Here is a 27000-nt window from a genome sequence, read left to right on the forward strand (position 1 = left end):
GGGGTCAGCCGCAACCGCCTCTATCGCAAGCTCGGCCGCGCCGGCGGGGTGTCCTGAGTGGGGTAATCCCGCCTTGCCCGCGGGCAGGTATGACTTATGCTTGTACTTGCATAGGTGAGCAGTGGGGCGTACTGCCCGCAGCACTGTGACCGAGCGCAGGAATCGATAAACGACAAGGAGACGATCGATGTGGAAAGCACTGCACATTGATCCCGCGAAGTGCACCGGCTGTCTGCAATGCGAGATGGCCTGTTCCTACGAGCACACCGGGGTCATCAATCCGAGCAAGTCGCGCATCAAGGTGTTCAACTTCGAGCACGAGGGCCGCAAGGTGCCCTACACCTGCACGCAGTGCACCGAGGCCTGGTGCCTGAACTCCTGTCCGGTGGATGCGATCCGCATCGACCTGTCGACCGGCGCCAAGATGGTGTTCGAGGACACCTGCGTCGGCTGCAAGGTGTGCACGATCGCCTGTCCGTTCGGCACCATCAACTACAACCAGGACAGCGGCAAGGTGCAGAAGTGCGATCTGTGCGAGGGCAACCCCGCCTGCGCCAGCGCCTGTCCGACCGGGGCGATCACCTATGTGGACGCCGACTGGACCGGCATCGACAAGATGCGCGCCTGGGCCGCGAAGGCCAACACCCCGGCTTCGGCCGCTGCCTGAGGAGGATGCGTCATGGGATGGAATCGCAAAGTCCTGCGCGTGAACCTCACCGCAGGGACCTGTACCGAAGAAGCGCTGAACATGCAGTGGGCCGACGAATACCTCGGCTCGCGCGGGCTGGCCACCAAGTACCTGGTGTCCGAGATCGACCCCAGGGTCGACCCGCTGTCGCCCGACAACAAGATGATCATGGCCACCGGGCCGCTCACCGGCACCATGGCCTCGACCGGTGGCCGCTACACCGTGGTCACCAAGGGGCCGCTGACCGGCGCCATCGCGTGCTCGAACTCGGGCGGCTTCTTCGGCGCCGAGATGAAGTTCGCCGGCTGGGACATGGTGATCTTCGAGGGCAAGTCGGCCAAGCCGGTATGGCTCTACATCGAGAACGACAAGGCCGAGCTGCGTGACGCTTCCGGCCTGTGGGGCAGGAGCTGCTGGGAAACCGAGGAGAAGATCAAGGAGCAACTCCAGGACCCGCTGGTGCGCATCTCCTCGATCGGCGTCTCGGGCGAGAACCAGGTGCTCTATTCCTGCATCGTCAATGACCTGCACCGTGCCGCCGGGCGCTCCGGCGTGGGTGCGGTGATGGGCTCGAAGAACCTCAAGGCGGTGGCGATCCGCGGCACCAAGGGCGTCTCCGGCATCAAGGACTTCGGCGCCTTCCTGAAGGCCACGAACGACGCCAAGAAAGTGCTCGCCGACAACGCGGTCACCGGCCAGGGCCTGCCCAAGTACGGCACCCAGGTGCTGATGAACGTGATCAACGAGATCGGCGCGCTGCCCACGCGCAACCACCGCGACGTGCAGTTCGAGGACGCCTCGAAGATCTCCGCCGAGGCCATGCACGAGAAGCGCGCGTCCGACGGCAAGACCCACCTCGTCACCAACGCCGCCTGCTTCGGGTGCACGATCGCCTGCGGGCGCATCTCCGAGATCGACAAGACCCACTTCACGGTCAAGAACAGCCCGAAGTACTGGGGCGCCTCCGGCGGTTTGGAGTACGAAGCGGCGTGGGCGCTTGGCGCGGCCAACGGGGTGGGCGACCTCGAGGCGCTGCAGTACGCCAACCTGATCTGCAACGAGCAGGGCATGGACCCGATCTCCTTCGGCGCCACCGTCGGTGCGGCGATGGAGCTCTACGAGCTGGGGATCCTTACCGACGAGAAGATCGGCATGGCGGCGCCCTTCGGCTCGGCCGAGGCGCTGGCGAAGATGGTCGAGATGACCGCGCTCGGCGAGGGTTTCGGCAAGGAGCTCGGCCTGGGCAGCAAGCGCCTGTGCGAGAAGTACGGCCGTCCCGAGCTGTCGATGAGCGTGAAGGGGCAGGAATTCCCCGCCTACGACTCGCGCGGCATCCAGGGCATGGGCCTGGCCTACGCCACCTCCAACCGCGGCGCCTGCCACCTGCGCGGCTATACCGTGGCGTCGGAGGTGCTCGGCATCCCGGTCAAGACCGACCCGCTCACCACCGAGGGCAAGCCCGAGCTGGTGAAGGCCTTCCAGGACGCCACCGCGGTGTTCGACTCCGCCGGGATCTGCGTGTTCACCAGCTTCGCGTGGACCCTGGCCGACGTGCAGCCGCAGGTCGCGGCCGCGTGCGAGGGCGACTGGAGCATGGAGAAGCTCAACGAGGTGGGCGAGCGCATCTGGAACATGGAGCGCATGTTCAACAACGCCGCCGGCTTCACCGCCAAGGATGACAACCTGCCGCCGCGCCTCACCCAGGAACCGGCCAAGACCGGCCCGGCCAAGGGCCTGGTCAACGGCCTGGCGAAGATGCTGCCCGAGTACTATCAGGTGCGCGGATGGACGCCGGGTGGCGAGCCGACCGCGGAGACACGGGCACGCCTGGGCCTGTGATTCAGCAAACGCCCATGGACGCCCCCGCGGGCGCCCATGGCGCTGGATTGCCCTGCAGGAGCGGAGCCAGCCGCGAGGTTTGAACGGGCGCGGTTGGCGCCGCGCACGCTCGGCCCGATCCGAAGGGCGCGCGGCTTGCGCCGCTCCTACGGGGCCCGGATCACCCGGATTACCTGCGATCGCCTTGCCGCGGCCTGTCTTCCACGCCGCGGTTCGCTAGAGGACGCTGCAATGAAACACCTGATTCTCGGCAACGGCCCCGCGGGCGTCGTTGCTGCCGAAATCCTGCGCAAGGTGGCGCCGGCCGACGACATCCTGATGGTCGGCCACGAGGACGCGCCGCCGTATTCGCGCATGGCGATTCCCTACCTGCTCGAAGGCAACATCGACGAGTCGGGCACCTGGCTGCGCAAGGACCCCGGCCACTTCGAGCGCCTGCGCATCCGCCAGCTGCGCGGCCGCGCGGTCGCGCTCGACGCCGACAAGCGCAAGGTGCTGTTCGACGACGGCCACTTCGAGCACTACGACCGCCTGCTGATCGCCACCGGCTCGCATCCGGTGCGCCCGCCCATCCCCGGCGTGGACCTGCCCTCGGTGCACACCTGCTGGACGCTCGCCGACGCGCGCGCGATCGCCGCCCATGCCAGACCCGGCGCGCGCGTGCTGCAACTGGGCGCCGGCTTCATCGGCTGCATCATCATGGAAGCGCTCGCCAAGTGCGGCGTGCAGCTCACCGTGGTGGAGATGGGCGACCGCATGGTGCCACGCATGATGACGCCGAAGGCTGGCGGCATGATCAAGCGCTGGGTCGAGGAGAAGGGCATCCGCGTGCTCACCTCGGCGGGCGTGCAGCGCATCGACCGCGGCAGCGAGGCCGGTTCCGATGCGCCGCTGGTGGTGAGCCTGTCCACCGGCGACCGCCTCGACTGCGACCTGGTGATCGTCGCCGCGGGCGTGGCGCCCAACGTCGGCTTTCTCGACGAGACGCCGGTGCATGTGGCCAAGGGCGTGCTGGTCGACGACCACATGGAGACCAGCGTGCCCGGCATCTTCGCGGCCGGCGACGTGGCCGAGGCGCCCGACCTGTTCACCGGCGCGCACCTGGTGTCGGCGATCCAGCCCAACGCCGCCGACCAGGCGCGCATCGCCGCCACCAACATGGCGCGCGACCGCGTCCACGAGTCGCGCCTCAACGGCGTGCTGGCCATCAATGTGCTCGACACGCTCGGCTTGATCTCCTCGTCCTTCGGCCAGTGGTGGGGCGAAAAGCCCGAGGCCGGCGGCAGCGGGGTCGAGATGGTGGACGAGGCGCGCTACCGCTACCTGAGCCTGCAGTTCAAGGACGACGTGCTGGTCGGCGCCACCTCGATCGGGCTCACCCAGCATGTGGGCGCGCTGCGCGGGCTGATCCACGGCCAGGTGAAGCTGGGCGACTGGAAGGAGCGCCTGCTCGCCAACCCGCTCGCCTTCGTCGATGCCTACGTCGCGCGCAGCCAGCAGCCGATGGCGCTGGCGCGCTGAGGGGACGATCCTGGAGACTCGCGTGACGATCCGCATCGCCTTCAAGCTCTTCGCCTCGCTGTCGGACTATCTGCCCGACGGCCACCGTGGCAACCGCCTCGAACTCGAGGTGGACGAGGGCACCACGGTGGCGGAGATGATCCGGCGCTACAACGTGCCCGAGCGCAGCGCGCATCTGGTGCTGGTGAACGGACACTTCGTGCCGCCCTCGGAGCGCGCCCGCAAGCGCCTCGCCGAGGGCGACGAGCTCGCCATCTGGCCGCCGATCGCGGGCGGTTGAGCAGTGGCGTTCATCAATGGCCCGGTGCCCGAGTCCTTCGAGCGCCGGGTCACCGCCACCGCGCGCGAGTTCGAGCGCGACCTGCGCCAGGCCTGGCCGGGGGTGGAGGGCGGCGCGGCAAGCCTGCGCTTCCGCCTGCAGGACGGCGCGCAGCGCCTGGTCATCGACATCGAGCCTGCCGGCGTGCGCCGCCTGGGTCTGTTCGAGCTGCCGCAACTGATCGTGCGCTACGGCTTCGGTCCGGGCGAGGAAGCCGCGCGCCGCGCCTTGCTGGCGCGGCTCGATCGCGCGATGCAGAAGGGCGGCGGTTGATCTGCAGCACAATCGATTTCTGGAAGCCCGTCCATGAGTGAAGCATACGTCGTCGGCCATATCACGGTGAAGAACGCGGAGATGTGGGCCGAATACCGCAGCAAGGTTCCGCAGACCTTGGCCCCCTGGGGCGCGGAGCTGGTGTTTCGCGGCCGGCAGGTGGCCGCGCTCGCGGGCGAAAGCCCCCACCCGGACATCGTCGTGATCCGCTTTCCCAGCGTCGCGGCGGTGAACGACTGGTTCTCGTCGCCAGCCTATCAGGCCCTGATCCCGCTCCGGGAGCAGGCGGCGGACGTGCTCCTGCTGTCCTACGAAAGCTAGCCGCGGGCGCCTTTCGCACCGGCCTCCGACACCAGCGCGCGCCGCGGCGGCGCCCGGCTGAAGCCGCTCCCGGCGTTCCGGCCGGCGTCGGCTTTCGGTTATCCTCCCCGCCGATGTCCGCCTTCGCCGCCACCTTCTCCGATGCGCTGTCGCTGCTTGCCCATTTCGACCACACGGTGCTCGAGATCGTCGCGCTGTCGCTGCAGGTCAGCGGCGCGGCGGTGGTGCTCGGCACGCTGATCGGCCTGCCGCTCGGGGCCTGCATCGCGGTCGGGCGCTTTCCGGGCAAGACCACGCTGTCGGTGCTGATCAACGGCATGATGGGCCTGCCCTCGGTGGTGGTGGGCGTGGTGGTGTACCTGATCCTGTCGCGCTCGGGGCCCTTCGGCGCGCTCGGCATGCTGTATTCGCCGGCGGCGATGGTGGTGGCGCAGACCCTGCTGGTGGTGCCGTTGATGGCGGCGATCACCCGCCAGGTGGTCGAGGACGTGTGGGCGCGCTACGCCGAGGAGCTGCAGGTGATGCGCTTTTCGTGGTGGGACAGCGTCACCACGCTGCTGCACGACTGCCGCCACTCGCTGGTGGTGGCGGTGCTCGCGGGCCTCGGACGGGCGATGAGCGAGGTGGGCGCGGTAATGATCGTCGGCGGCAACATCGACGGCGCCACCCGGGTCATGACCACGGCGATCGCGCTCGAGACCAGCAAGGGCGATCTGGCGCTGGCGATCGCGCTCGGCATGGTGCTGATCATGATCATCCTCGCGCTCAACGCGCTCGCCTACGTGCTGCGGCAGTGGGCGATGCGTCGCTTCGGGTGAGGTCCGCGATGCCCATCTTCCCCCTCTCCATCCACGACCTGCGCTTCGCGCCCAACGGGCGGGAGGTGCTCGCGGGCGTGGATCTGGAACTGAGCGAGGAGGGCATCACCCTGGTGCTCGGCCCCAACGGCGCAGGCAAGAGCGTGCTGCTGCGCACGATCTGCGGGCTGATCGAGCCGAGCTCGGGCAGCATGGCCTGGGGCGGGGCCGGCGGTACGCGGCCGCAGCAGGGCGTGATGATGGTCTTCCAGCGCCCGATGATGCTGCGCATGGCCGTGCTCGACAACGTCGTCCTCGGGCTCAAGCCGCTCGGCGTGGCGGGGGCGGAGCGGCGCCGGCGCGGCCTGGAGATGCTGGAGCGGGTCGGCCTCGCCGACCGCGCCGGCGACAGTGCGCGCCAGCTCTCCGGCGGCGAGCAGCAGCGTCTCGCGCTCGCGCGCGCCTGGCTGACCAGGCCGCGCCTGCTGCTGCTCGACGAGCCCACCGCCAGCCTCGACCCCTCGGCGAGCGCGGCGGTCGAGCGCATCATCCGCGAGATCCGCACCGACGGCACGCGCATCCTCATGGTCACTCACAACCTCGGTCAGGCGACTCGCCTGGGCGACGACATCGTCTTCATGGCGGGCGGCCGGGTGTGCGAGCACACCCCGGTGCGCGCCTTCTTCGCCCGTCCGCGCTCGGAGGAGGCGCGCCTCTTCATCCAGGGAGAATTGCCATGGCGGATGCGTTTTCAGGGAGCATGAGATCGACGCTGCGGGAGGCGGCGCGATGAGTCCGGTGGCCGCCCGTCTGCCGCTCGTCGCGCTTGCCCTGTTCGGGCTCGCAGCCGTGTCGCTCGGGGCCGCGCTGCTGTGCTTCGCCGGTCTCGGCGCGCTCCTGCACCCCGCCTTGTCCGACCCGATGGCCGGGCTGGCCTTCCTCGTCTCGGCGATCGCGCTCGCCGGCACCGGCGCCTTCCCCTTGGTCTTCGCGCGTCTCGCGCGGCGTGATGCAGGCCCCCAGCCGCCGCCCGGCGCCTGAGGCCTCGCTCCTCACGCCCGACGCCGCGCCCCCCTCACGCCTTCCAGTGCCCCGACTTGCCGCCCAGCTTCTCCATCAGCTGGATGCCCTCCATGCGCATGCCGCGGTCCACCGCCTTGCACATGCAGTTGACCCACCCTGAAACCCAGCAAATACGCGGGTTTCGTCCTTCCTCGTCGTGCGCTGTCCATCGGTGGTTGGACAAAATTTGGACAGCCTGAACTGTCCCTGTGCTGCATCGGTGGCGCTGCGTCAAACGCTCGCGAAAAGGGCACGAGTTCACCCCGTGCCCGTGTCGGTTCTCGCCTGTTAGGCGAACGCGGTTTCTGCGATCACATCGACCATGTCCGCTAGGGCGGACTCACGCACCGTGAGGCGGTCGCGTTCGAGCAATGCGGGGTACTCATCCATCCAGCCTTCGGCGGCGTCAGTGTCGCCGTGCATGATCGCGTGCGCCGTGCGCACCATGCCGCACTCCAGGGCGGTCATGTCCTTCCCCATGAAAGCTAGGTTCAGGTCGGTAGCATCCGCGCGCAGTAGGGTGGCGGCGAAACGTTCGGCGGCGTCGGCGGGGAACTTCGAGAGGGTAAGATACAGGTCAGCCATGATCGACTCCAAGTCAGTCGGTAGTGGTCAGGCGGTCGGGGAGTTGCCGCTCCCCGATTCGCCGCTCATCCCGTTCGGGACAGTTCTACTATAGGCAATGTCTCGCAGAGAGTCAAGAAATATCGTTAAAGATCAGCGATTTACGTGTAATCGCGTTGTATGCTGCGGTCCTGTCGGGGCGCGCGTGCTCGGTCTGTCTGTCGCGCGCTCGCAGCGTCAAGGGGGAGGGGGGTCCCCCTGCCGGGTGGGACATCGACCCGACCACCCCCGCCCACGTCCGATCTATCGCACTCATCATCCCCGGCTCCAAAAGACCCTGTAAACTTCTTAACAGCATACGCAAGCGGTATAGTCGAAGCGTCTCGCCTGATGATGATAGGTGCCCCCGCCCGCGTCGCCTGTTTACATAACTCGTTCGTCAAGCCCCTTGCAGTATGTCGTGCCTGAGAATAGACGCCATGGCACAGGGAGAGGTCATGCAGGACAACGAACCTACACGCGCGCAGCGCATGGCGGCGCAACTTAAAGCAGATCAGGCACGTTTGATCGAGCGGGGCGTACTGCCCCCGGACATTGTGCGCCGCACGGTCAAGGCGTCAGAGAAGGAAACGCCGGAGCAGCGCGAGAGACGACGTGCTGCGCTGGAGAAACTACGGTCATTCTTGGACTAGGGAGGTTTTATGAACGACCTGATGGGCCAGTTGATCGCCCAATTATTCGTTTGGCCGGTTGTGGCTCTTGTCCTCTTCTATTACCCGATTCGCAAGGTTTGCGTTCGTGCGGGTCTGAGTCCCCATAACGCCTTTTGGGTCTTGGTGCCTTTCCTCGGCTGGTTGATCATTCTGGGCATTCTTGCTTTTTCAAGTTGGCCAAACCGGATAGAGGAAGACTGAGGAAAGAAGATGGACATTCTGCTGCTGGGTTTCATCGGCTGGACTTTGTTGTGCTGCGCATTGATCGCTAGAAAGGCAGGCTATTCAGGATGGTGGTCTATTTTAATGGTCATTCCAATAATAAGCTTGGTTTTGATGTGGCGTTTCCCGTTCTTGAAATGGCCAGCGCTCAGGCGACAACCGCAGCCTGAATCCGTACGTGAATCGTCCGCAAGAATGGCCAAGGGAGCTTCACAGCACGATGGGGTGACGTACGTCGTACCTGCGATTGGGGTTCAGTTCGAGGCAGCATCTCAAAAGAATGATGAGGCTGTGCTTGATGCCCTTTTAGAAGTTGATCTCGTGCCTGCTGAGGTGAGTCTTGACAGGATTTACGAAGAAGTGGCTGAGGAACTAGAGAGGGAAAGGGTCGATAAAGGGCTGTGGACTAGGCTGTACGCGGAATTTGATGGCGATGAAAGAAAAGTAAAGGTTGGGTACATCAAGGCCCGTGCAGAAAAGCTGCTTCGTGAAAAAGGCGAAGAGATTCGGATTGCCCGCTTGCGTCATGAGGAGAAGCTAAGGGCTATAAGCCAACTGAAAATGAAACGAGATTATATTCGTGAGAATATTGATCGTGCTTCGTCAGACGGTCGCGCAGATGCTGGCCTCGAGGGTCTTTCATCAACACACACTGCAACGTTGTTTCTAAATTCAGTTAGGTTCAGTCGCATTGACGAGGCAAGGTCTTGGCTTGATGAAAACCCAGCGTTAGTCGACGTTAAAGATAGCGGGGGTATGACTGCGCTTCACATAGCCGCACGAGAAGGTTATGCGGATATGATTAAATTTCTGATCCAGAGAGGAGCTTCTCTGACGGCTAGAAATTTGGAAGGGAAGGTTCCGTTAGATCTGTCTGCCGGGTTCGGTGCTCAATGGATAAATGAAGTGCTTGGATCAACGCAAGTCCGCCAAAAAAGAGACAAAGAAAATTCGGAAAACAGTTCAGTGAGAAAGGGGGTTGATATAGCCCTTATGAATGTCAGGGCCTCTAGAAAGCTTCTTACTGAAGACGATATGATCCGTGCGCTCCGAGAGAAAGGTTCAAGCTTGGCAAAAAATTTCTGGAGTGACGTAAAAGATGGGAATCATGTATTCATCAGCCGGGAACTAGATAGAAATCCGTGGCTCGCAGCAGTTGCCTTCGATTATGGCGAAACGGCACTGCACAAAGCGGTAGGCCGTAAAGATCTCTGGTTAATTGAACATCTTCTAATTGCAGGTGCTATGCCGGATAAGGCTGCGGATTACGGGAAGTCGGCGCTTGACTTAGCGAGGGCGTCTGGGGGTGGCGACATTGTCACGCTTCTAGAGTGCTGTTCTGAATTTGATGCTAAGTCATGACGAATGGTTGATTGCGTTGCCTCGAAGAGCCCCGCTCTAACGGTTGAAAACCCCTGAGGCTGAGACGGCTTGGTGATTAGCGCCTGCGGCGAGCTGAAGCTGCTTTGAGTTTCACACAGTCTTCTGTGTATCTGTCGCGGTCAGCCTTACCCGGTTGCGCAGCGGGCTGAGTTCCTCACCAAGGCCGGAGCGTTTCAGCTCACCATCGAGCCATTTGCACACAGCGTCTGTCTTATCCGCGCTCAGAATGCCGTCCGTCTTGCGGGCCTTGGTGATCGCCCGTACTGCTGTCTCTTCGATCAGTCGCCACACGTCGGGCCATCCGTACATCGTGACCAAGTCGCGGAGGATTTTTCCGGCAATGATGCCGGGGCGCTCGATGTCCCACAGTTCCATGCACCAGCGTTCCGCGTCGTTGAAGTCGTCAAATGTTGCCGGAAGTTCTCGCGAATAGTCTCCCTCGATCCGATACTCCATTGCCACCCCGGCAAGGCTGATCAGGATTTCGCGCTCGTCGTGGGAATGAACATGAATCCATCCAGCGCCGGAGCGCTGGATTCTGAGTTTGTAGGGGTGCGCATCGACGAGGCGCGCGACGAACAGATGGGCGGTTTCATGCAGTGCGCTGCGGCACAGGCGGTCTCGGGTTTGCTCGTTAGCGTTGGGGTAGCGGGTGGCGACTGCGGCGGCGAGGTTGGGGTAGTTCATCGTTGTCGTTCTCATGCTTGGTTGTTGGGGGGATACCAGACGGCGGGGTAGCCTTCGTCACCGTTTGACCAGTCACGTTTTCGACGCCATCCGAGTCGGCGCAGCGCCTTGCCGACGTCGCCCGCTGAAGGGTGCTGTCGTGTGCGCCCGATCAGTTGATGAACCAGCGGCGGCAGTCTGATGCCTTCGGCCTTGATGCTGTCCGGGATGTCGTCGAGGACCTTGCGCAGGCGGTCATCCAAGGGGGTGAGGCGGTCACGCCATCGACGTTCCTTTTCGGTTGCTTGACGTTGGTGTGCTGCGGTGTGCTGTTGGGCGATCTGCTCGGGTTGCGGGATGTCTGCGAGCATGGCCGTGACGAAAGCGCGTTGCTGTTTACTCATTTACAGTTCTCCAGATGTGGTGATCGACGGTTTGTAGGTCCGATGGGGCACTTTTCGAGTTCAGACCGGATGAACCGGATGATTTGATCGATTTTCCGGAAAGTCCCCCATGAGAGGAGATATAGAAAAGTTTCCGAAAACAGGCCTAAATCGTCCGGTTCATCCGGTCTGGTCACTACTCGATCAGCGCGCGCACTCCTTCCCTGTTCAATTTGATACCGACAGCGCACTTCGTTGAATTCGCACCACCCTTTCGAATATGGATGCCGCGCTCAGTGAGCCTGCGCCCAAACGATTGTCGAGTCATCGGATGCCACCCAGAGCTACGTGCCCACGACACATAAGCCCGGTAAAAGTCTGCGGTCGCAGTAAGCGCGCCCGGCGAGTCCTCGGTGTGTTCGTCGAGCCATTGCCCGACGATGTCCATGTCCTTGCGGTACTCGTCGCCCGCGCCTCTAACTTCGAGGGGGGGATTCAGTCCTTCACGTCGCCATGCTCGGTAGCCGTCGAGACACCAGTTCAGCAGGCCAGAACCTTCTGCTTTAATCTTGTCGGGCAACTGCGGGTCGCATTCGTGGTCCGCGATGGTTTCCGTGAAGTGAATGAGGCGTACCCGGCGCCAGATGCCCCAGTCACCCCCAGCGATAACCGGACGATGGTTGCCCACAAGCATCAGCTTGTGGGTCGGGTTCCATGTGGCGAATTTCCCGTATGGATCGCGGGCGGTAATGGAGTCGCCACCTGTCAGTCCTTTGACGACAGACTCAGCGAGCCGTGCGCTTTCCTCGGTCTCGTTCGCCAGTGCGAGGCGCGCGCCCTTGAGTAGCATCAGGTCAGGACTTGCCGCCCCTGGATCACGTCGAGCCATCATCAGCGTCGAGGTTGGCAGGATCACCGCATAGTCACCGAGCAGCCAGCGCAGCGCTTCAGCATAGGTCGTTTTCCCGTTCCGTCCGAGGCCATACAGAAACGCGAAGCACTGCTCCCCTACGTCGCCAGTCAGGATGTAGCCGGCGAGGCGCTGCAGGAATCGTGCAAGGCTTGTCTTACCCCCAGTAATGCGGGCGATGAACGCCTCCCACGTAGGCGCTGTTTCGGTCGGGTCATAGGTCACTGCGCAGCGTTTCGTGACAAGCAGATCGGGCGAAGCAGCTAGAAGAACGCCCTCACGCAAATCAAGAACACCGTTTTCAACCCCGAGCATAAAGGGGTCGGCGTCGAGTTGATGAAGCTGAATCGTCATCCCCGGTTCGGACTTCGCCATGCTGATCATGGCTGTGATCTTCGGCGCTGTGCTTGATCTCTCGATATGGGCCATCAGGCGCTTGGTCTTCGGATCGTCAGGCGCGGCCTTGTATCGTTCGACGGCTGCACTGCGGAGTACTGCAATTACTTCCTTGCCCGCTCGTTCAGATTCACCGGGTGCGGCGCGAGTCCAGCCTTGTGAGTCGTCGAAGCGGAGTGTTTCACTCGTCTCATGGGCGAACAGAAGTTTGCCGCGATTGAGTTTGGCGAAGATGCGGCCATTGGCGATGTCGCCAGAAGCGCCGTGCATCGTTTCATCGACTGATTGCACCTCATTGTCATTCGCTGCGCTTGCCGCACGTGGCATTCCGGCCTGCTCGGCAAGGTGTCGAACCGTTTTCATCGTTACGGGTTGAGTTACCTGTCCGTTTCGTTCCCGCTGCAAAAGGTCGTCGAACTGCTGGTGAAAAACATCCTCGTCGTACTTCTTGGCGACGGCAGTCATACGGCACCCCGCTTGATCTGACCCATTGACCAGCGGCGCGCAAGATCGCGGGCATCCTCGCCGAACTCATGGACGAGTGCACCCATAACCTTCCACCATGTGCCCCGGTCGCAGTCCGGGTCGATGAAGCGGAGCATGTGTTCAGCGTCATCAAGGGTCGTCTCGCGGGCAGAGTGCGCGTTTGCCTTCCACTCGTCCCCGATGGTGGAAGACTGCATTGCAACGGGCACAACCTCGCTGAGGCTGCTTGCCTCCCATTTTGCCAACAGCAGCCCCAGTCCCGATACCACTCGATCCAGGCTGTATGCCGGACTCCTAGTGTCCAAGTGGGTAGTCGTAACCATGCACGGCTTGCCCTTGTTGTGCATGAACCCTGGCAAGCGCATGACGCGAGGTAGGTCTTTCACCGCGCCGTCCGTCCCGTATTTCTCGGCGATGGCTGATTGAACAGCGCCGAACTTGTCCAGGGGAAAATGCGACTCGACGCGATAATAGACATGCCATTTGCCGGGTGAAGACTGGACAACGATGTGCGGTGGCAGGCTTTCCACGATGGGTGTCAGCGGGGCGCCATCAGTGTCGGCAAAGACCGCGCGCACTCGTGTGATGTCACTCGTGATCTGACCGCCTGCATTGATGACAATGAAGACCCCGGCCCCCTGCTCATTCAGTCGACAAAGGCTTTCAAAGTGGGTCGATAACGGGCCATGGAATTTTTTGCTCAGTGCCTGATTGCCGCGCTTTTTACCGTCCAGTTCAACATCGTCGAAGGTTCGGAAGTGGAAGCTGGTGGCTTGGGAATCAAGGGCGCTCAGGAAGCTTTCTCCCTCATTCAGGCGCTCTTTTTCGTCGGCGGTGCGGGGTATAATGTTTGGCATGTGAAGTCCTTCCGCTCGCTCGGGTTAATCCCCCTGCGGGCGTTTTTGTTTGGCGGAGCGTCAAGCAGCAACCGTGCTTTGCACACGGCGCGATTCCAACCATGCTTCGATTTCCGACAGCTTCCACACGGTCACCCTTGGCGACAGCTTGATGGGCTTCGGGAACGTGGGGTCATCCTTCGTGCGGCGCCATACGGTGGCGACTCCGCACCCCAAAAACGCGGCCACGTCGGGCACTCGGAGACCTGAATCCGTGTTCGTTTAGCCGGAAATCCAGCCTAACGCATTGATGTAATTGTACAATTACGCATCCGACTCATTCACCCAACCGACCATGCCGCGCTTCGAAGTCAAGCAATCCGCCAAGCTCAACCTGACCTCGTACTCGGGCCTGGCGCTGATCGGGCAGTGCTGCCAGGCGGCACAGGTTCAGGCGGTGATCGACCCGAGGCTGCCAGTGTCGCAGGGCATGCTGAGCTCGGATCTGGTCAAGTCGGTGGTCGGGCTGCTGAGCCTGGGCAAGAGCGACTTCGAGGCGATCGAGCCGTTTCGCGGCGACCGCTTCTTCAAGGAAGCGCTCGGGCTCGCCAAGGTGCCCGGCAGCGTGTGGATGCGCCAACGGCTCGATGCCCGCGCGGCCGAGCTGCGCGAGCTGACCGACGAGCTGAGCCTGCGCCTGCTCGAGCGCACCGAGGCGCCGATCACGGCGCACAAGGGCTACGTCTGCGCCGACCTGGACACCTTCGTGATGGACAACTCCGACACCAAGAAGGAAGCGGTCAGCCGCACCTACCAGGGTGTCGACGGCTACACGCCGATCGCGCTGTACCTGGGCAACGAGGGCTGGAACCTCGGCCTGGAACTGCGCGCGGGTTCGCACCACTCGGCGCTGGAGACGGAGTATTTCTTCGAGCGCGCGCTCCCGCGCCTGCGCCGGGTGTGCGCCGCCGATGCGAAGCTGCTGTGGCGCGCCGATAGCGGCTTCGATAGCGCGCGGCTGCTGTTCGCGCTGGCCGACGAGCGCGATCGCTGGGCCGAACTCGGGCGTTCGTTCGATTACCTCACCAAGTGGAACCCGCGCCGCCAGGACAAGACCGCCTGGGTGGATCGGGCCGAGGCCGCCGGTGCGTTCGAAGAAGCGCGCGTGGGCAAGCGGGTGGGGCTGCTGGACCTGAAGATCGATCGTGCCTGGAAGAAGGCCAAGCGCACGCTGCGCCTGGTGGTGCGGGTGACCGAGCGCACCATCGACAAGAAGGGCCAGCACCTGCTGGCGCCCGAGATCGAGATCGAAGGCTGGTGGACCAGCCTCGATGGGGCGATGGCCGAGGTGATCGAGCTCTACAAGCACCACGGCACGCACGAGCAGTTCCACTCCGAGATCAAGACCGACCTGGACCTCGAGCGCCTGCCCTCGGGTAAGTTCGACACCAACGACGCGGTCGTGCATCTGGCCGCATTCGCCTACAACTGCCTGCGCCTGATCGGCCAGCTCGGGCTGGCCGGCGAGCTCTCGCCGATCCGCCACCCGGCCAAGCGCCGGCGCATCAAGACGGTGCTGCAGGAGGTGATGTACCGCGCGGCGAAGTTCGTCGAACACGCCCGGCGCCTGGTGCTGGACTTCGGGCGCGGCGTGGCCGCGCATGTGAAGGTGTTCACCACGGTGCAGGCGCGACTGTGCGCGGTGGCTTCGCCGTGATGCAAATCCGGCGGCCGAATTCTCCGAATCGAGGCCATTTCGCTGCGGCGGAAGGGCGACGGCCGCGCGGGAGAAGGGAAATGACATAGCGCACCCGCCGGAAGCCCGGCTCGCCGGCGCTCCGGGCCATGAAAGGACGGCGCTCGGGGCTGCGGTGAGCTGAGATTGGGAGTCAGGCAGCAGAAGAATCATGCGCTGGGGCTCGCGGAGCGGGTATGCGCTGTAGAGAACACGGATTCAGGGGAGACATTCACGCAGTTGCTGCGCGGCGTTTTTGGTGGGGGTGTGGTGGTGGCGCGGTGTCGCGCCGGTCGTTTCTGTTTGCATGTCCTAGTTCCTCAAGGTGTAGCGTCATATCGACGAAAATGAGGTTAGGACAGAATAATTTTCTCTACCTGCAGCATTACCCAGTCTTCAGGCTGGCGATATGAGTCCGAAGGCGCTTGAACGAGAAGCCGGAAAACTCCCCCGACGGGTGATTGATGATCCTCTCCGCAGCAGTGCGGGCACTGTGTGTGCGGATGATCTCCAGGTATTCGCCGCTGTGCGTCGATGTCGTCAGCCGTTCGAGCCCATTCAACACAAGCTGTCGTTCCGTCTTGTTTCGCGCCTTGGTCGAGTCGAGCGCGGCGAGCGCTCCGGGGACCTTGGCCCAGTTGATTCCGGTGGTCCATTCGTCCATGTCGAAGGGCAGTGCCCGAGTATTCAGCCGTTCGATTTCCGGGTTGACGACGGTGGCGGGGCGGCCGCGCTTGCCCGTGCGAACGGTGATCTCGAAAGGGATGCCACCTTGATGCCCCGCGAATCCAGCTTCGATGGCATCAATGAAATTGGCGGTTTCGTCGTCGTCCGGCAAAACGATTCGTGTGGCTCTGGTGATTTGCTCAAGCATGGAAATAGGGGGAGTCCGCGCGCTCATCAAGATCCGTCCTGAATTGTGCTGATGCCTTATGCGACATAGCATACTGGAGCGCACGGGGTTCGTTAAGTTTTGAAATCATAGAAAAAACAGATGTTTACAAAATCACGTCGAACCCCGCCCTGTGCTTAACCGTGTCGCGCCAGCTTTTCCGCGAGTGCTTCGGCGTTGGGGTGGTAATACCGCTTCAGCATCTGGAGCGATTTGTGTCCGGTCACGGCGGACAACTCCGCAAGGTTGGTCAGCTTCTCGGCAAGTCTGGTGGTGGCCGTGTGCCGCAGGTCGTGAAAGTGAAGCCCGCCGATTCCCGCTCGCTCGCACGCCAGCTTGAACCGCAGGTGCAGGGCCGGTTCCGAGATTGGGAACACGCGCCCGTCAATGGAGCGCGCCATGTGCTTGAGGGTGTCGATCGCACGGGGTGACAGCGGCACAAGGCGTCGTGTGCCGTTTTTGGTGTCGGGAAGCAGGGCGGTGCGCTTGTCGAGGCTGACATGCTCCCACCGCAGCGCAAGCAGTTCGCCGCGCCGCATGGCTGTTTCCAGTGCAAGGATGATGATCGGCTGGAGCCAGGGACTACGACGCCCGACAGGGGCCGATGCGGTCAGCAGGCTGGCCTCTTCATCGTGCGATAGCACGCGCTCCCGCCCTTGGGGCTGTCGGGGCTTACGGATCGCCTGAACGGCGTTTTCAACCGGGAGGCCCCATTCCCGGCGCGCATGGTTCAGGACCGACGAAATCAGTGCGAGGTCCCGCAAAACGGTGCCTGCTGATACGGTCTTCAAACGCTCGTCGCGGAACTTCGCCACCGCTGCGGCGCTGAGGTTTGCCAGTGAATGCTTGGCGAGCTTGTTTGCCCGCAGGGCGTTCAGGCGGATGGCCTCATCCTTCGCTCCCTTCTTACAGGGCGTGACCTCTTCCGCGTACCGCAGCAGGACGTCCGCAAGGGTTGTTCGCTCGACTGAGGCGCGGTTCTGGTGCGTGCCCTTGTCCATCTCGACTTCGATGGACCGTGCCCATGTTTCCGCGTCCGCCTTCGATGCGAAGGACTTGGTTTCGGGCGGGAAGCCGTGCCGTGTGACGCGACATTGCCACCTGTTCCCGCGTTGCCTGATTGATGCCATCGTTGCCCCCAGTTGGACAAACGATGGACAGAACGCCGATTTGGTTGGGGTGCTGCGCTCGGGTGTCGGGTTTGGAAGGCAACCGATCAAGCTATAGGGTTCAACAGCGTCCCAGCGAAATCAGTGCTTTAGCCTCACGCCTTCCAGTGCCCCGACTTGCCGCCCAGCTTCTCCATCAGCTGGATGCCCTCCATGCGCATGCCGCGGTCCACCGCCTTGCACATGTCGTAGATGGTGAGCAGGCCGACGTTGAGCGCGGTGAGCGCCTCCATCTCGACGCCGGTGCGGCCGACGGTCTCGGCGGTGACCGTGCAGCGGATGGCGTGCGCGGCCGCGTCGAGCTCGAACTCGACCGCGACGCGGGTGAGCGGGATGGGGTGGCAGAGCGGGATCAGCTCGCTGGTGCGCTTGGAGGCCTGGATCGCGGCGATGCGGGCGATGCCGAGCACGTCGCCCTTCTTCGCGCTGCCCGTTTCCACCATCTCGAAGGTGGCGGGCAGCATGTGGATGCGGCCGGTGGCGACCGCGACGCGGCGGGTTTCGGCCTTGGCGCCGACGTCGACCATGTGGGCCTGGCCGTCGGCGTCGAAGTGGGTCAGCGGACTGGATTCCGGAGTGCTCATGGTGGGGCAGGGCAGAAGATGCGGGTGTGCCGCGGCGGCAATCGCCACGCGGCGGGAGGCGCCGCTACACGTCGATACATCGGCGGGGGAACGGGCGCGGATCGGCGGGTATCATAGCACCCGATGATGCGCCGACCCCTCGCCCTGCTGCTCAGCCTCGCGCTGGCCCTGCCTGCGCCGGCCCCCGTGCTCGCCGCCGATCTGCCCGATCTCGGCGACGTGGCCGCGTCCGAACTCTCTCCCGCGGCCGAACGCAAGATCGGCGAACAGATCATCCGCGAGATCCGCTGGCGTGACGCGGCCTATCTCGACGATGCGGAGGTCGAGGAGTACGTGAACCGCCTCGGCCAGCGCCTGGCGGCGGTGAGTAACAACCCGGGACTCGACTTCGACTTCTTCGTCGTGCGCGACGCCACGCTCAACGCCTTCGCGCTGCCGGGCGGCTTCATCGGCGTGCACACCGGGCTGATCCTGGCGGCGGAGGGCGAGTCCGAGTTCGCCTCGGTGCTCGGCCACGAGATCGCCCACGTCACCCAGCGCCACATCGCGCAGATCGTCGGCAAGCAGAGCCAGTCGGCGATGCTGATGATCGCCTCGATGCTGGTCGCGGTGCTGGCCGCGCGCAGCAACTCGGATGTGAGCACCGCGGCGATCGCTGCCGGCCAGGCCGGGGCGATCCAGTCCCAACTCGGCTACACCCGCGCCTTCGAGCGCGAGGCCGACCGCGCCGGCCTCGAGACCCTGGACAAGGCCGGGCTCGACGTGCGCGGCATGCCCGGCTTCTTCGAGCGCCTGCAACGCAACACGCGTGTGTACGAGAACAGCGCGCCGGCTTACCTGCGCACCCACCCGCTGACCACCGAGCGCATCGCCGACATGGAGAACCGCGTCGCGGCGATGCGCTATCGCCAGGTGCCGGACTCGGCGGATTTCCGCTTCGCGCGTGCCAAGCTGCGCGCCAACGCCGGCCAGCCCGCCGAGGCGGTGCAGGAGCTGGAGGACCGCCTCGCGCGCGAGCCCAAGGACGAGGCGCTCGCCTACGGTCTCGCCCGTGCGCTGATGCGCGCCGGTCGCCTCGACGAGGCCGAGGCCCGCCTGCAGCCGCTGCGCGCGAAGGCGGCGGGCCTGGCCTGGGTCGAGGGGCTGGCGGCGGAGATCCGTCTCGCGCGCAACGACGCCGGGGGCGCGATCCGCATCCTCGAGGCCGCGCAGAAGCAGTTTCCGTCCAGCCGCAGCGTGAGCTACGCGCTCGCCGATGCGCGCATCCTCGGCGGACGGGCGGACGTCGCCGCGACCGAACTGCGCCGCCGCATCGACAACCGCAGCGGTGATCCGCGCCTGTGGCAGCTGCTGTCGCGCGCCTACGCGGCCCTCGGACAGCGCACCGAGCAGCACCGCACCCAGGCCGAGGTGTACTACCTGCGCGGCAGCCTGCCGGCCGCGATCGAGCAGCTTGAGATCGCGCGCAGGGCCAGCGATGGCGACTTCTATACCCTGTCGGCGGTGGATGCGCGCCTGCGCGAGCTCAAGCAGCGCCTGCTCGAGGAAAAGCGCGAGCGCTGAACGACCTCGCGCCGCATGTCGCGCAGCGTGACGGGCGCGCCTTCCGGGGCGCAATGCCATCCTTTAGAATCGGCCGCCTTCAACACGACCCAACCAGGGAGCGGGGATGAGATACGACAAGGAAGTGGATGCGCGCGGGCTCAACTGCCCGCTACCGATCCTGCGGGCCAAGAAGATGCTGTCCGAGATGCAGAGCGGACAGATCGTCCGCGTGCTGGCGACCGATCCCGGGTCGATCAAGGATTTCCAGGCGTTTGCGCGCCAGACCGGCAACGAGTTGCTCGGCCAGGGTGAAACGTCCGACAAGGCCTACGAGTTCTTCCTGAAGCGGAAGTAGTTTTCGGCGCTTGCCGGAGTTCCGCGCGGGCTGGGGCGCCGCATCGCGACTCGCGTCGCTCCCACGGGCGCTTTCGGAAGGAGCGACGCAAGTCGCGATTTCGGCGCTGGAGGAAGCGAAGCGCTACGGCATTGGTAGGAGCGACGCAAGTCGCGATTCCGGCGTCGGAGGAAGCGCGACGCGCATTTGAACGGAATGCACGCGCGCCCTCCGTGCGGCCATCAGCCCCCCAGCTTGGCGAGCTGCGGCTTGAGCTTGCCCACCGTGGCCTTGAAGCCCGCCAGGCGGTCGCGTTCCTGCTGCACCACCGCGGCCGGCGCGCGGTCTACGAAGCTGGCGTTGCCGAGCTTGCCTTCGGCCTTGGCGATCTCGCCCTCCAGGCGGGCGATCTCCTTGCCCAGACGCTCGCGCTCGGCGGCGACGTCGATCTCCACCTTCAGCATCAGGCGGGTCTCGCCTGCGACCGCGACCGGGGCGAGCTCGTCGGCGCCGATCTCGTCCACGACCTGCACCTCGGCGAGCTTGGCGAGGCCGGCGAGGTAAGGCGCGTACAGCGCCAGTGCCGCCTTGTCGCCCGCGGCCACCAGCGGCAGGCGCTGCGCCGGGGAGATGTTCATCTCGCCGCGCAGGTTGCGGCAGGCGTAGATCATCGCCTTGAGCTCGGCGACCTTGGCCTCGGAGGCCTCGTCGATGCGCTTGGGCTCGGCCTGCGGGTAGCGCGCGCGCATGATGCTGTCGCCTTCCTTGCGCCCGGCGAGCGGGGCGACCGTCTGCCAGAGTTCTTCGGTGATGAAGGGGATCAGCGGGTGCGCCAGGCGCAGCACGGTCTCGAGCACGCGCAGCAGCGTGCGGCGGGTGGCGCGCTGCTGCGCCGGGGTGCCCGACTGGATCTGCACCTTGGCGAGCTCCAGGTACCAGTCGCAGTACTCGTCCCAGACGAACTCATACACCGCGCGCGCGACCAGGTCGAAGCGGTAGGCGTCGAAGTGCTCGGCCACCTCGGCCTCGGTGCGTTGCAGGCGCGACACGATCCAGCGGTCGGCGAAGGAGAAGTCGAGCACCTCGGTGGAGCAGGCGACGGTCTCGCCGATGCCGCAGTCCTGGCCCTCGCAGTTCATCAGCACGAAGCGGGTGGCGTTCCACAGCTTGTTGCAGAAGTTGCGGTAGCCCTCGCAGCGCGCGAGGTCGAACTTGATGTCGCGGCCCGGGCTGGCGAGCGAGGCGAAGGTGAAGCGCAGCGCGTCGGTGCCGAAGGCGGGGATGCCCTCGGGGAATTCCTTGCGCGTCTTCTTCTCGATGCTCTGCGCCTGCTTCGGGTTCATCAGGCCGAAGGTGCGCTTCTTGATGAGTTCGTCGAGTGCGATGCCGTCGATGAGGTCGATCGGGTCGAGCACGTTGCCCTTGGACTTGCTCATCTTCTGGCCTTCCGCATCGCGGATCAGGCCGTGCACGTACACGTGCTTGAAGGGGATCCTGCCGGTGATGTGCTTCGTCATCATCACCATGCGGGCGACCCAGAAGAAGATGATGTCGAAGCCGGTGACGAGCACGGTGGAGGGCAGGTAGAGGTCGAGCGCGTCGTTGCTCTTCTCCGGCCACTCGGCGGTCCAGTCGAGCGTGGAGAACGGCCACAGCGCGGACGAGTACCAGGTGTCGAGCACGTCGTCTTCCTGGCGCAGGCGGCCGGCGTCGTGGCGGGCGTGGAGCAGGGCGAGGCGCTCGGCGATCTCGGGGTATTGCTCGGCGGTCTGGCCTTCGCGCTGGCGCGTCTGCACCTCGGCGTCGAGGGCGTCGATGCCGCGCTGCAGGTCGGCCTTCCAGGCGCGGATCGCCTCTTCCTCGCAAGTTGCGACGTAGATGCGGCCTTCCTCGTCGTACCAGGCCGGGATGCGGTGGCCCCACCACAGCTGGCGCGAGATGCACCAGTCCTGGATGTTGTTGAGCCACTGGTTGTAGGTGTTGACCCAGTTCTCGGGGTAGAACTTGATCTCGCCCGAGGCCACGACCTCGAGCGCCTTGTCGGTGATCGACCTGCCGTCCGCGCCCGGCTTGCTCATGGCGACGAACCACTGGTCGGTCAGCATCGGCTCGATGACGACCCCGGTGCGGTCGCCGCGCGGCACCTGCATCTTGTGCGCCTTGACCTCGAGCAGCAGGCCGAGCGCCTCGAGCGCCTCGACCACCTTCTCGCGCGCCGGTACGCGGTCGAGCCCGACGACGCCCGCCGGCATCGGCACACCCTCCAGGGTGACGCCGTCGGCGGTGTAGCGCTCGGCCACCGCGGGCACGGCGCCTTCGAGGGTGAGCACGACGATGGTGTCGAGCTTGTGGCGCTGGCCCACCGCGTAGTCGTTGAAGTCGTGCGCCGGCGTGACCTTCACGCAGCCGGTGCCGAACTCGCGATCGACGTAGTCGTCGGCGATGATCGGGATATGACGGCCGGTGAGCGGCAGCTCGACGGTCTTGCCGATGAGGTGGGCGTAGCGCTCGTCCTCGGGATGCACCATCACCGCGACGTCGCCGAGCAGGGTCTCGGGGCGGGTGGTGGCGACCGTCAGTCCTTGCAGGTCACCGATGGGGCCGTCGGAGAACGGATACAGGATGTGGTAGAGCTTGCCGTCCTCTTCCTCCGACACCACCTCGAGGTCGGACACCGCGGTGCCGAGCTTGGGGTCCCAGTTCACCAGGCGCTTGCCGCGGTAGATCAGGCCCTCGTTGTAGAGGCGCACGAAGGTCTCGGTGACGGTGCGCGACAGGCCCTCGTCCATCGTGAAGCGCTCGCGCTTCCAGTCCGGACTGGTGCCGAGGCGGCGCATCTGGCGGGTGATGGTGCCGCCGGAGTATTCCTTCCACTCCCACACCTTCTCCAGGAAGCGCTCGCGGCCGAGGTCGTGGCGGCTGACGCCCTGGGCGTCGAGCTGGCGCTCGACGACGATCTGGGTGGCGATGCCGGCGTGGTCGGTGCCCGGCTGCCACAGCGTGTTGTCGCCGCGCATGCGGTGGTAGCGCGTGAGCGCGTCCATGATCGTCTGGTTGAAGCCGTGCCCCATGTGCAGCGTGCCGGTGACGTTGGGCGGCGGCAGCAGGATGCAGAAGGCGGCGGGGTTCGACTTGTCGAGCCCGGCGTCGAAAAAGCCGCGGGATTCCCATTCCGGGTACCAGCGACGTTCGATGTCGGCGGGCTCGAAGCTCTTGGCCAGTTCCATGGTGTTCTACGCGCGTGAAGGCAAAGCGCGGATTATAGCGGATGGAGCACCGGCGCCCCGGTACGAGCGCGCCATGGGGCGGTGTCGCGCCCTTCTCCCCTGCCGAACCGCGGTGGTCCGCCGTGGGAGCGACGCGAGTCGCGATTGCGGTGGCCGTCCGGCCGCAGCACAAGGCAGCGGTCCCGTTCGCGACTCGCGTCGCTCCTACCGGGCAGGCGGAACGTCGTGGGGACGGTCGTCGAACAGGCTGCTGACGCGTGCAGAGATCCCGGGCAGCAACGTGGCGCGCAGGTGGGCGAGGGCTTCGTCCTGGATGCGCTCGCCGAGGCGCTCGAGTTCGCGGGCGATGATCTGCGGCAGCTCGCGCGCGGCCCATTCGTCGATTTCGCGCGCGATCGCGGTGTCGAGCTCGACCAGGCGTTCGGCGAGCTGCTGCTCTTGCGCCGCGGCGCTCCGTGCCGGTGGCGATGCCGCCGCGGATTCGGCGGCGGAGGGCGCGGACTGCGGGTGGGGTGTCTGCGGCGCGGGCGGTTCGGGCTGCGTGACGGGCTCCGGCGCTGCATCGCGCACTGTCGACGCGGCAGGCTCCCCCGCAGGCGTGAATTGCGCCGCTGCAAGGCTGCGCACGAAGGACGGCATGGCCGCCGTGCTCGCCACCGCGGCCGCCGCGAACGGCGCCTCGACCGGCTGGAAGATTTCCGCAGGCAGATCGAGGTCGTCGACGACCTCGGTCAGGATCGGCAGGTCGTCGTCGTCGAAGGCCTGCATGGTCGCGGGCGAGATCGCCGGCGCGGCATCGGCGGGCTCGGCGGGGCCCGCGCCGCCCGGCGATGGTGTGCGGGGGGAGGCTGGCGTGGCGTCCCCGCGATGGCGGCGCAGCAGCGCGTCGGCCTGGCCGAGCAGGTCGTCGGCGCGCTCGAGTTCGTCGTCGGAGTCGTCTTCCCAGCCTCTCACAGCGCCACCCTGCGTTCGGCGTCGAAGGCCTTCAGTTCGTAACCGCGCTGCCGGTAGGCGGCCCAGCGCAGGCGGGCGGCGTGCACTTCGGCGGCGTCGCGGCCGACGATCTCGACGACCATGCGAAACCCTTCCGCCTCGGCGGGAACGTCGTCGGCGAGGTTGAACAGCATGTCGGCGTGCGGCCACGGGCAGGGCTCGCCGGCTGCGCCCAGCACCACCGGGGTCTCCGCGGCCAGCGCCGACCCGACGCCGACGTGGGGCACGAAGTCGAGCGGCACCGCGGTCCATAGCGCCTGGTCGAGTCGGCGCAACTGGGTCGCGTCGGTGCAACGCAGTGCCACCTTGCGGCCGCGTGCGTGCGCCCCGGCGGCCAGCTCGTGCGCGAGCGCGAGGCGGTCGGGGGTGTTGTGATAGAACTGCACGCGCGGGGCCATGGCGGCCGCCGGCCGGCGCTCAGGCCGCATGGGCGCGGGCGCGCCCGATCAGGAAGCTGCTCAGCAGCGGCACCGGGCGGCCGGTCGCGCCCTTGGCATCGCCCGACACCCAGGCGGTGCCGGCGATGTCGAGGTGGGCCCACTTGTAGGCCTTGGCGAAGCGCGACAGGAAGCAGGCCGCGGTGATCGTGCCGGCGTAACGGCCGCCGATGTTGCCCATGTCGGCGAAGTTGCTCTTGAGCAGTTCCTGGTATTCGTCCCACAGCGGCAGCTGCCAGGCGCGGTCACCCGACTCGGTGCCACGGCGCAGGATCTCGGCGGCGAGCTCGTCGTCGTTGGCGAGCAGTCCGCTCGGGATCTTGCCGAGCGCGACCACGCAGGCGCCGGTGAGCGTGGCGATGTCGATCACGCACTCGGGCTTGAAGCGCTCGGCGTAGGTGAGCGCGTCGCACAGGATCAGGCGGCCCTCGGCGTCGGTGTTGAGCACCTCGATGGTCTGCCCCGACATCGAAGTGACGACGTCGCCGGGCTTGGTGGCGCCGCCGCCGGGCATGTTCTCGGTCGTGGGGACGAGGCCGACCAGGTTGATCGGCAGGCCCATCTGCGCGACCGCCTTGAAGGTGCCGAGCACGCTCGCGGCGCCGCACATGTCGAACTTCATCTCGTCCATCTCGGCTGCGGGTTTGAGCGAGATGCCGCCGGTGTCGAAGGTGATGCCCTTGCCGACGAGCACGACCGGCTTCGCCTTGGCCTTGCCGCCCTTGTAGTGCATGACAATGAACTTGGGCGGCTGGTGCGAGCCGCGCGCCACGGACAGGAAGGAGCCCATGCCGAGCTTCTCCATGTCGTCGCGCTCGAGCACCTCGACGTCGAACTTGTACTGCTTGCCCAGGGACTCGGCCGTTTCCGCCAGGTGGGTGGGAGTGCAGTGGTTGCCGGGCAGGTTGCCGAGGTCCTTCGCCAGCGCCATGCCGCTGGCGATCGCGTGGCCCTGCAGGACGGCGGTGTCGAGCTCGGCGCCGAGCTCGCAGCTCACCAGCAGGCAGAGCTTCTTCGCGCCACGCTCCTTCCGGGTCTTCTTGTCGGACTTGAGTGCGTCGAAGCGGTAGGCGCCGTCGGCGAGGATGCGCGCGGCCTGCTGCAGCCGCCACGCCATGTCGCGACCGGAGAGCTCTGCGTCGGCGAGCGCGACCACGGCGTCCTTCGCCGGCCCGGCGGAGATCGCCTTCGCCGCGGCGGCGAGCGCGTCGCGGTACGCCTTGTCGCCGAACTCGTCGTGCTTGCCCAGGCTCACCAGCAGCACGCGCTCGGCGTGCACGCCGGGCAGGTCATGCACCAGCAGCGTGGCGCCCGCCTTGTCCTCGAGGTCGCCACGCTTGATCAGGGCGGCCAGGCGGCCTTCGGCAGCACCGTCGGCCGCGGCCGAGAGGGCGGGGAGACGGCCTTCGGCAAACGCGCCGAGTACCAGCAGGCCAGTCTTGAGCTTGGCCGGGCTGCCGGTCTTTATGGTAAATTCCATGCGTTTTTCCTTGTTTGGATGCCTGGTTTCGATTGCCGAAGATTATGGCGCGTTCGCAACCGGGGCGTCAAAAACGCTTCCCATCCACATCCGCCGCGGCCTGCCGCCCGGCCTCATCCCGGTATCGACCCCCGCCCGATGATCTTCCGGCGCGCCCTGCAACGGGAATTCGCGCAGACGGCCGCCGCGGTCTTCGTGGCGCTGTTCGCGATCCTGATCTCCACCGTGCTCATCCGCCTGCTCGGCCAGGCGGCGGGCGGGCGCGTGCCGCCCGATGCCGTGGTGGCGCTGATCGGGTTTGGCGCGCTTGCGCAGCTGCCCACGGTGCTGACGCTCACCTTGTTCATCGCCATCCTGGTGTCGCTGTCGCGCAGCTACCGGGATTCCGAGATGGTGGTGTGGTTCGCCTCGGGTGTGCCCCTCACCGCCTGGATCCGGCCGGTCCTGATGTTCGCGCTGCCCGTCGTGCTGGTGGCCGGTGGCGGCTCGCTCTACCTGACGCCGTGGTCACAGCAGAAGAGCGCGGAATACCGCGAGCGCCTGGAGAATCGCGACGATACCCATCGCGTCGCGCCCGGCGTCTTCCGCGAGTCCGCGAGCGCGCAGCGGGTGTTCTTCGTCGAGGTCGGCGCCGGCGAGGATGGCCGGGTGCGCAATGTCTTCGTCAGCGAGCAGACCCGCAGCGGCCAGTTGGTGGTGATCGCCTCGGCCGAAGGCTACCTGCGCGGCGATGCGGACGGCCGGCGGTTTGTCGTGCTCGAGAAAGGGCGGCGCTACGACGGGACCCCGGGTACGCCCGAGTACCGGGTAATGGAGTTCGATCGCTACGAAGTGCAGGTCGAGCAGAAGCAGGTCGCGGGCCAGCAGGCACGCATCCGCGCGCTTCCGACCGCGGTGCTGCTCGCGCAGCCCGAGCCGCGCGGCCTCGGCGAACTCGTCGGCCGCTTCGGCGTGCCGGCGGTCGCGTTGCTGCTGGCCTTGATGGCGATCCCGCTGTCCTTCGTCAATCCGCGCGCCGGGCGTGCGAACAACCTGCTGGTGGCGCTGCTCGTGTACCTGCTCTACAGCAACGCGATTTCCGTGTTCCAGTCCTGGGTTGCGCAGGGCAAGCTGCCCTTCGTGGCCGGATTGCTGCTGCCCCACGTGGTGGTGCTGGCGGTGCTGGCGCTGATGTTCCACAAGCGCCTGGCGATCTCGCCGTTCTGGCGGAGGCGTGCATGAGCGC

The 27000-nt window shown here is 65.5% G+C and carries 29 protein-coding genes and 1 pseudogene; 16 read left to right on the forward strand and 14 right to left on the reverse strand.

The window, feature by feature from the left end; all coding sequences use genetic code 11:
- Nucleotides 1-187: 187 nt before the first annotated feature.
- From C665_RS03635 to C665_RS03675, 9 genes are all read left to right on the forward strand, one after another.
- Nucleotides 188-667, forward strand: coding sequence for a 4Fe-4S dicluster domain-containing protein (locus C665_RS03635; RefSeq protein ID WP_004300497.1), 480 nt, complete (start codon nt 188-190; stop codon nt 665-667).
- 12 nt (nt 668-679) lie between these two features.
- Nucleotides 680-2527 carry an aldehyde ferredoxin oxidoreductase family protein gene (locus C665_RS03640; protein ID WP_004300498.1) on the forward strand — a complete coding sequence of 616 codons (1848 nt, stop codon included), beginning with the start codon at nt 680-682 and terminating at the stop codon, nt 2525-2527.
- A 231-nt stretch (nt 2528-2758) separates the two neighbouring features.
- Nucleotides 2759-4048 (forward strand): NAD(P)/FAD-dependent oxidoreductase, encoded by a 1290-nt coding sequence (locus tag C665_RS03645; RefSeq protein ID WP_004300499.1) that lies wholly within the window; start codon nt 2759-2761, stop codon nt 4046-4048.
- A gap of 22 nt (nt 4049-4070) precedes the next feature.
- Nucleotides 4071-4328, forward strand: coding sequence for a sulfur carrier protein ThiS (gene thiS / locus C665_RS03650; protein WP_004300500.1), 258 nt, complete (start codon nt 4071-4073; stop codon nt 4326-4328).
- A gap of 3 nt (nt 4329-4331) precedes the next feature.
- Nucleotides 4332-4640, forward strand: coding sequence for a hypothetical protein (locus tag C665_RS03655; RefSeq protein ID WP_004300501.1), 309 nt, complete (start codon nt 4332-4334; stop codon nt 4638-4640).
- A 33-nt stretch (nt 4641-4673) separates the two neighbouring features.
- Nucleotides 4674-4961 carry a DUF1330 domain-containing protein gene (locus tag C665_RS03660; protein WP_004300502.1) on the forward strand — a complete coding sequence of 96 codons (288 nt, stop codon included), beginning with the start codon at nt 4674-4676 and terminating at the stop codon, nt 4959-4961.
- A 113-nt stretch (nt 4962-5074) separates the two neighbouring features.
- Nucleotides 5075-5779 (forward strand): ABC transporter permease, encoded by a 705-nt coding sequence (locus C665_RS03665; protein WP_004300503.1) that lies wholly within the window; start codon nt 5075-5077, stop codon nt 5777-5779.
- A gap of 8 nt (nt 5780-5787) precedes the next feature.
- Nucleotides 5788-6522 (forward strand): ABC transporter ATP-binding protein, encoded by a 735-nt coding sequence (locus C665_RS03670; protein WP_004300504.1) that lies wholly within the window; start codon nt 5788-5790, stop codon nt 6520-6522.
- Nucleotides 6523-6547: 25 nt separating this feature from the next.
- Nucleotides 6548-6799: a hypothetical protein gene (locus C665_RS03675; RefSeq protein ID WP_004300505.1), complete on the forward strand. Its 252-nt coding sequence runs from the start codon at nt 6548-6550 to the stop codon at nt 6797-6799.
- A 34-nt stretch (nt 6800-6833) separates the two neighbouring features.
- On the opposite strand, the pseudogene moaC (C665_RS20480) reads toward C665_RS03675, so the two are convergent.
- Nucleotides 6834-6923: pseudogene (gene moaC, locus C665_RS20480) on the reverse strand (cyclic pyranopterin monophosphate synthase MoaC); the annotation flags it as partial.
- A 185-nt stretch (nt 6924-7108) separates the two neighbouring features.
- Entirely contained in the window at nt 7109-7405 is a 297-nt protein-coding gene (locus C665_RS03680) for a hypothetical protein (RefSeq protein ID WP_004300507.1), read from the reverse strand.
- Nucleotides 7406-7881: 476 nt separating this feature from the next.
- On the opposite strand from C665_RS03680, the gene C665_RS20595 reads away from it, so the two are divergent.
- The 3 genes from C665_RS20595 to C665_RS20025 are packed head-to-tail and all read left to right on the forward strand — an operon-like array spanning nt 7882 to nt 9681.
- On the forward strand, nt 7882-8076 hold the full coding sequence (locus C665_RS20595; RefSeq protein WP_144312170.1) for a hypothetical protein: 195 nt from the start codon (nt 7882-7884) through the stop codon (nt 8074-8076).
- Between the two features lie 9 nt (nt 8077-8085).
- Nucleotides 8086-8298, forward strand: coding sequence for a hypothetical protein (locus C665_RS03685; RefSeq protein WP_012585673.1), 213 nt, complete (start codon nt 8086-8088; stop codon nt 8296-8298).
- Between the two features lie 9 nt (nt 8299-8307).
- Nucleotides 8308-9681 (forward strand): ankyrin repeat domain-containing protein, encoded by a 1374-nt coding sequence (locus tag C665_RS20025; RefSeq protein WP_004300508.1) that lies wholly within the window; start codon nt 8308-8310, stop codon nt 9679-9681.
- Nucleotides 9682-9792: 111 nt separating this feature from the next.
- On the opposite strand, the gene C665_RS03690 is transcribed toward C665_RS20025, so the two are convergent.
- From C665_RS03690 to C665_RS20030, 5 genes are all read right to left on the reverse strand, one after another.
- Nucleotides 9793-10389, reverse strand: coding sequence for a hypothetical protein (locus tag C665_RS03690; RefSeq protein ID WP_004300509.1), 597 nt, complete (start codon nt 10387-10389; stop codon nt 9793-9795).
- Between the two features lie 11 nt (nt 10390-10400).
- The gene (locus tag C665_RS20600; RefSeq protein WP_157277014.1) at nt 10401-10772 is read right to left on the reverse strand and encodes a hypothetical protein; all 372 of its coding nucleotides are present in this window, start codon (nt 10770-10772) and stop codon (nt 10401-10403) included.
- Between the two features lie 175 nt (nt 10773-10947).
- Complete coding sequence (locus tag C665_RS03700) at nt 10948-12522, reverse strand: DNA primase family protein (protein ID WP_083854674.1); 1575 nt, start codon at nt 12520-12522, stop codon at nt 10948-10950.
- Nucleotides 12519-13400, reverse strand: coding sequence for a DNA-primase RepB domain-containing protein (locus C665_RS03705; RefSeq protein WP_004300512.1), 882 nt, complete (start codon nt 13398-13400; stop codon nt 12519-12521). The genes C665_RS03700 and C665_RS03705 overlap by 4 nt, the downstream gene beginning before the upstream one ends.
- A gap of 60 nt (nt 13401-13460) precedes the next feature.
- Nucleotides 13461-13637 (reverse strand): helix-turn-helix transcriptional regulator, encoded by a 177-nt coding sequence (locus tag C665_RS20030; RefSeq protein ID WP_083854675.1) that lies wholly within the window; start codon nt 13635-13637, stop codon nt 13461-13463.
- Nucleotides 13638-13734: 97 nt separating this feature from the next.
- On the opposite strand from C665_RS20030, the gene C665_RS03710 reads away from it, so the two are divergent.
- Entirely contained in the window at nt 13735-15096 is a 1362-nt protein-coding gene (locus C665_RS03710; RefSeq protein WP_004300513.1) for an IS1380 family transposase, read from the forward strand.
- 403 nt (nt 15097-15499) lie between these two features.
- Here the strand turns inward: C665_RS03710 and C665_RS03715 are convergent, their stop codons facing one another.
- The 3 genes from C665_RS03715 to moaC (C665_RS03725) all read right to left on the reverse strand — a co-directional run bounded on the left by C665_RS03715 (nt 15500) and on the right by moaC (C665_RS03725) (nt 17759).
- Nucleotides 15500-15988 carry a hypothetical protein gene (locus tag C665_RS03715; protein WP_040828481.1) on the reverse strand — a complete coding sequence of 163 codons (489 nt, stop codon included), beginning with the start codon at nt 15986-15988 and terminating at the stop codon, nt 15500-15502.
- 155 nt (nt 15989-16143) lie between these two features.
- A complete protein-coding gene (locus C665_RS03720; RefSeq protein ID WP_004300515.1) occupies nt 16144-17007 on the reverse strand; it encodes a tyrosine-type recombinase/integrase in 864 nt (287 codons plus the stop codon).
- A gap of 263 nt (nt 17008-17270) precedes the next feature.
- A complete protein-coding gene (moaC, locus tag C665_RS03725; RefSeq protein ID WP_004300516.1) occupies nt 17271-17759 on the reverse strand; it encodes a cyclic pyranopterin monophosphate synthase MoaC in 489 nt (162 codons plus the stop codon).
- A gap of 123 nt (nt 17760-17882) precedes the next feature.
- Between moaC (C665_RS03725) and C665_RS03730 the strand changes: the two genes are divergently transcribed.
- Entirely contained in the window at nt 17883-19322 is a 1440-nt protein-coding gene (locus C665_RS03730) for a M48 family metalloprotease (protein WP_004300517.1), read from the forward strand.
- Between the two features lie 106 nt (nt 19323-19428).
- Complete coding sequence (locus C665_RS03735) at nt 19429-19659, forward strand: sulfurtransferase TusA family protein (RefSeq protein ID WP_004300518.1); 231 nt, start codon at nt 19429-19431, stop codon at nt 19657-19659.
- A gap of 221 nt (nt 19660-19880) precedes the next feature.
- Here the strand turns inward: C665_RS03735 and C665_RS03740 are convergent, their stop codons facing one another.
- The 4 genes from C665_RS03740 to C665_RS03755 all read right to left on the reverse strand — a co-directional run bounded on the left by C665_RS03740 (nt 19881) and on the right by C665_RS03755 (nt 25775).
- Complete coding sequence (locus tag C665_RS03740; protein ID WP_004300519.1) at nt 19881-22865, reverse strand: valine--tRNA ligase; 2985 nt, start codon at nt 22863-22865, stop codon at nt 19881-19883.
- Between the two features lie 204 nt (nt 22866-23069).
- Nucleotides 23070-23819: a hypothetical protein gene (locus tag C665_RS03745; protein WP_004300520.1), complete on the reverse strand. Its 750-nt coding sequence runs from the start codon at nt 23817-23819 to the stop codon at nt 23070-23072.
- Nucleotides 23816-24256: a DNA polymerase III subunit chi gene (locus C665_RS03750; RefSeq protein WP_004300521.1), complete on the reverse strand. Its 441-nt coding sequence runs from the start codon at nt 24254-24256 to the stop codon at nt 23816-23818. Before C665_RS03750 ends, C665_RS03745 begins: the two co-directional genes overlap by 4 nt.
- 19 nt (nt 24257-24275) lie before the next feature.
- A complete protein-coding gene (locus C665_RS03755; protein ID WP_004300522.1) occupies nt 24276-25775 on the reverse strand; it encodes a leucyl aminopeptidase in 1500 nt (499 codons plus the stop codon).
- Between the two features lie 138 nt (nt 25776-25913).
- On the opposite strand from C665_RS03755, the gene lptF reads away from it, so the two are divergent.
- Nucleotides 25914-26996, forward strand: coding sequence for an LPS export ABC transporter permease LptF (gene lptF, locus C665_RS03760; protein ID WP_004300523.1), 1083 nt, complete (start codon nt 25914-25916; stop codon nt 26994-26996).
- The last annotated feature ends 4 nt before the right edge of the window (nt 26997-27000 follow it).

Source organism: Thauera aminoaromatica S2 (assembly GCF_000310185.1).
GTDB lineage: Bacteria > Pseudomonadota > Gammaproteobacteria > Burkholderiales > Rhodocyclaceae > Thauera > Thauera aminoaromatica.

Excerpts from the sequence above, each read along its gene's own strand:
- C665_RS03705 (WP_004300512.1), bottom strand. The coding sequence starts at position 13,400 with ATGCCAAACATTATACCCCGCACCGCCGACGAAAAAGAGCGCCTGAAT.
- C665_RS20595 (WP_144312170.1), top strand. The coding sequence starts at position 7,882 with ATGCAGGACAACGAACCTACACGCGCGCAGCGCATGGCGGCGCAACTT.
- C665_RS03755 (WP_004300522.1), bottom strand. The coding sequence starts at position 25,775 with ATGGAATTTACCATAAAGACCGGCAGCCCGGCCAAGCTCAAGACTGGC.
- C665_RS03715 (WP_040828481.1), bottom strand. The coding sequence starts at position 15,988 with ATGCTTGAGCAAATCACCAGAGCCACACGAATCGTTTTGCCGGACGAC.
- C665_RS03670 (WP_004300504.1), top strand. The coding sequence starts at position 5,788 with ATGCCCATCTTCCCCCTCTCCATCCACGACCTGCGCTTCGCGCCCAAC.
- C665_RS03700 (WP_083854674.1), bottom strand. The coding sequence starts at position 12,522 with ATGACTGCCGTCGCCAAGAAGTACGACGAGGATGTTTTTCACCAGCAG.
- C665_RS03665 (WP_004300503.1), top strand. The coding sequence starts at position 5,075 with ATGTCCGCCTTCGCCGCCACCTTCTCCGATGCGCTGTCGCTGCTTGCC.
- C665_RS20025 (WP_004300508.1), top strand. The coding sequence starts at position 8,308 with ATGGACATTCTGCTGCTGGGTTTCATCGGCTGGACTTTGTTGTGCTGC.
- C665_RS03720 (WP_004300515.1), bottom strand. The coding sequence starts at position 17,007 with ATGGACAAGGGCACGCACCAGAACCGCGCCTCAGTCGAGCGAACAACC.
- C665_RS03660 (WP_004300502.1), top strand. The coding sequence starts at position 4,674 with ATGAGTGAAGCATACGTCGTCGGCCATATCACGGTGAAGAACGCGGAG.
- C665_RS03675 (WP_004300505.1), top strand. The coding sequence starts at position 6,548 with ATGAGTCCGGTGGCCGCCCGTCTGCCGCTCGTCGCGCTTGCCCTGTTC.
- C665_RS03740 (WP_004300519.1), bottom strand. The coding sequence starts at position 22,865 with ATGGAACTGGCCAAGAGCTTCGAGCCCGCCGACATCGAACGTCGCTGG.
- C665_RS03750 (WP_004300521.1), bottom strand. The coding sequence starts at position 24,256 with ATGGCCCCGCGCGTGCAGTTCTATCACAACACCCCCGACCGCCTCGCG.
- C665_RS20600 (WP_157277014.1), bottom strand. The coding sequence starts at position 10,772 with ATGAGTAAACAGCAACGCGCTTTCGTCACGGCCATGCTCGCAGACATC.
- C665_RS03710 (WP_004300513.1), top strand. The coding sequence starts at position 13,735 with ATGCCGCGCTTCGAAGTCAAGCAATCCGCCAAGCTCAACCTGACCTCG.
- C665_RS03735 (WP_004300518.1), top strand. The coding sequence starts at position 19,429 with ATGAGATACGACAAGGAAGTGGATGCGCGCGGGCTCAACTGCCCGCTA.
- C665_RS03645 (WP_004300499.1), top strand. The coding sequence starts at position 2,759 with ATGAAACACCTGATTCTCGGCAACGGCCCCGCGGGCGTCGTTGCTGCC.
- C665_RS03730 (WP_004300517.1), top strand. The coding sequence starts at position 17,883 with ATGATGCGCCGACCCCTCGCCCTGCTGCTCAGCCTCGCGCTGGCCCTG.
- C665_RS03680 (WP_004300507.1), bottom strand. The coding sequence starts at position 7,405 with ATGGCTGACCTGTATCTTACCCTCTCGAAGTTCCCCGCCGACGCCGCC.
- moaC (WP_004300516.1), bottom strand. The coding sequence starts at position 17,759 with ATGAGCACTCCGGAATCCAGTCCGCTGACCCACTTCGACGCCGACGGC.
- C665_RS03690 (WP_004300509.1), bottom strand. The coding sequence starts at position 10,389 with ATGAACTACCCCAACCTCGCCGCCGCAGTCGCCACCCGCTACCCCAAC.
- C665_RS03640 (WP_004300498.1), top strand. The coding sequence starts at position 680 with ATGGGATGGAATCGCAAAGTCCTGCGCGTGAACCTCACCGCAGGGACC.
- C665_RS03685 (WP_012585673.1), top strand. The coding sequence starts at position 8,086 with ATGAACGACCTGATGGGCCAGTTGATCGCCCAATTATTCGTTTGGCCG.
- lptF (WP_004300523.1), top strand. The coding sequence starts at position 25,914 with ATGATCTTCCGGCGCGCCCTGCAACGGGAATTCGCGCAGACGGCCGCC.
- C665_RS03635 (WP_004300497.1), top strand. The coding sequence starts at position 188 with ATGTGGAAAGCACTGCACATTGATCCCGCGAAGTGCACCGGCTGTCTG.